The 2,291-nt window shown below is 58.7% G+C and carries 2 protein-coding genes and 1 pseudogene; 2 read left to right on the forward strand and 1 reads right to left on the reverse strand.

Annotation, left to right across the window (positions count from 1 at the left end):
• Nucleotides 1–55 precede the first annotated feature (55 nt).
• Nucleotides 56–703 (reverse strand): histidine phosphotransferase family protein, encoded by a 648-nt coding sequence (locus C9413_RS31285; RefSeq protein ID WP_039845705.1) that lies wholly within the window; start codon nt 701–703, stop codon nt 56–58.
• A gap of 189 nt (nt 704–892) precedes the next feature.
• Between C9413_RS31285 and C9413_RS31290 the strand changes: the two genes are divergently transcribed.
• Both C9413_RS31290 and C9413_RS31295 read left to right on the forward strand, forming a co-directional pair.
• Nucleotides 893–1,489 (forward strand): EipA family protein, encoded by a 597-nt coding sequence (locus C9413_RS31290; RefSeq protein WP_039845706.1) that lies wholly within the window; start codon nt 893–895, stop codon nt 1,487–1,489.
• 121 nt (nt 1,490–1,610) lie between these two features.
• Nucleotides 1,611–2,291, forward strand: a pseudogene (locus C9413_RS31295) (hypothetical protein); the annotation flags it as partial.

The following is a 2,291-nucleotide window of genomic DNA, read 5'->3' on the forward strand; positions in this document are numbered from 1 at the left end:
AGGCTAAGGAAGTGTTACCTGGGACGTGCCAGGCTGCAGCGATGCAACCATGACGCTAGACAAAAACCGCCTCCGCGGTGAAGATAATTTCTTCGCCCGTTGCGCTGTGGCCGAGCTCCATACCGCACTCGTCGGCAAGCAGGACCGTGTAGTAGGGCTGGATCGAATGCGCATCGATCGCCTCCTCGACTTGGCCCGATGTAATTTCCACGAACTTCGCCGGCAGGCGCATCAGCTTGCCCTTGGCGACGATCTTGAACTTGGCGTCGAACTCCGGGTTCTCAAGCGTCACTTCCAGTGAGCCGCCGCGCGGGATCGAGGAATAGGCAACCAGGAAGAGATTGAGCAGCAGCTTGACCCGGTTTTTCGCGACGATGGCGCGCGGCCCATTCCAGCTCACCTCGGTCTTCTTTTCTGCAGCTGCGAAATCCTTGGCTGCGCGCTCAGCCTCACCGGTATCGATCGAAGCGCCGACCGAACCGGAGGCGCCAAATGCAAGGCGTGCAAATTTCAGGCGAACCGAGGCATTGAGCGCGCTCGTGCGGATAAGGTCCATGGCGTCCGAATCGGCCCCGCCTTCGTCCAACAGCTCGAGACCATTGTTGATCGCGCCGACGGGCGAGATGACGTCATGGCAAACACGGCTGCAAAGTAGCGCGGCCAGATCGGGGCCGGTCAGTGTGAGATTGGGGTTCTTGGACATCATCGTCTCCTAAAGGCGGCAAGATTTCATCCCGCCTATCATGCTTGATCAAAATTGCACGAAGTTTGCGCCGTACTCGTCGCCATAATGACACCATATTTGGTAAACCGATTGTTAAGACGATCCGCGCAAAATGCATCCATTGCCGGAAACGGCTCATCGAACCGACCATGATGAACGGATGACACCATGCGCCTTCAATCCCCCGGAAGATTTATGGGCTTTTGCCGACTCTTCGTCGCGCTGACCATTGCAGCATTTGTGCTCTCCCCGCAGCAGGCGGCAGCACAGCAGGCCAACAGCAATCAGTACACCATGCAGGAGATCGTCGACGCTGGCCATTCCTTTTTCGGATCGACCAGCGGCGGCCTGGCAAAGGTAGTTGAAGCGGCCTTTCAGAAATACGGTCTGCCAAACGGTTACGTTTTGGGACAGGAAGGGTCCGGCGCCTTCATCGCCGGCCTGACCTACGGAGAAGGCCAGCTCAACACCAAGAACGCCGGCGCACATTCGCTCTACTGGCAGGGACCGTCCCTCGGCATCGACTACGGCGGCCAAGGCTCGCGCGTCATGATGCTGGTCTACGATCTGCCTTCGATCGAGAGCATTTATGCCCGCTTCGGCGGCGTCAGCGGCCAGGCTTTCGTCATTGCCGGCTTTGGCATGACGCTGCTTAAAAACAATAATGTTCTGGTGGTTCCGATCCGCACCGGCGTCGGAGCCCGCCTCGGCGTCAACGTCGGCTATCTGAAAATTACGCCCGGCCCGACCTGGAACCCCTTCTAATCCCACGATCCCGCGGCGGGTTTCTTGCCCGCCGTCACCTTCCCGCCACTTGCTCTAGGCGCAGCGCGTGCTTTAATCATTGGCGCTGACGCAAATCAAACCTTAAAGCAATGGCCGCGCCGTGATCGAATATACTCTTTTGTTCGGACTGGGTTTCCTGACGGCGGCGTTCCTCGTCTTCCTGATCTCTCCTGCAATCCATCGCCGCATCGTCTGGTATACGGAAAACCGCATGAAGGCGACAATGCCCCTCACCCCGCAGGAAGTAAGGGCGCAGAAGGACATGGTTCGGGCGCTCTACGCTGCGGAGAATGCCAGAACGGCGCAGGACCTGATACGCGAGCGCGAAAAATCCCTGTCGCTGCAGCTTCGCCATGATTCCCTTGCGCTCGATGCCGGCCGCTTGTCGTCCGAACTCGGCGCACTGCAGGCGCAGATCGGCGATCTGAACGTCGAGGCCGCCGAAATGCGCTCCCGCCTGCGCAAGGACGAAAACTATATCAGCCAGTTGAAGACGAGCCTGCATATTGCCGAACAGGCGACTTCTGCAAAGGAAAGTGAGATCGAGACGCTGCGCACGCGCCTCAACAAGTTCGCCGAGAAGGCGGACAACCTTAAAATCGACATGGCGGCGCGCGACACCGAGATGGAAAGTCTAAAATCCCTTGCCAACGCGCTGCGCGACGAACGCGACACGTTGCGCCAGGACGTCAATCTTCTGCAGAAGCGGGCCAAGGATGCCGAGCAGAAGCTGACGCAGCAGGAGCATTTGGTGATCCGCCTGGAGGACAAATGCGCTGGC

This window comes from Rhizobium sp. SEMIA 4085 (genome assembly GCF_013004495.1).
GTDB lineage: Bacteria > Pseudomonadota > Alphaproteobacteria > Rhizobiales > Rhizobiaceae > Rhizobium > Rhizobium gallicum.

Bases quoted from the DNA above. Each gene is read 5' to 3' on its own strand.
- C9413_RS31285 (WP_039845705.1), bottom strand. From the start codon at position 703: ATGTCCAAGAACCCCAATCTCACACTGACCGGCCCCGATCTGGCCGCG.
- C9413_RS31290 (WP_039845706.1), top strand. From the start codon at position 893: ATGCGCCTTCAATCCCCCGGAAGATTTATGGGCTTTTGCCGACTCTTC.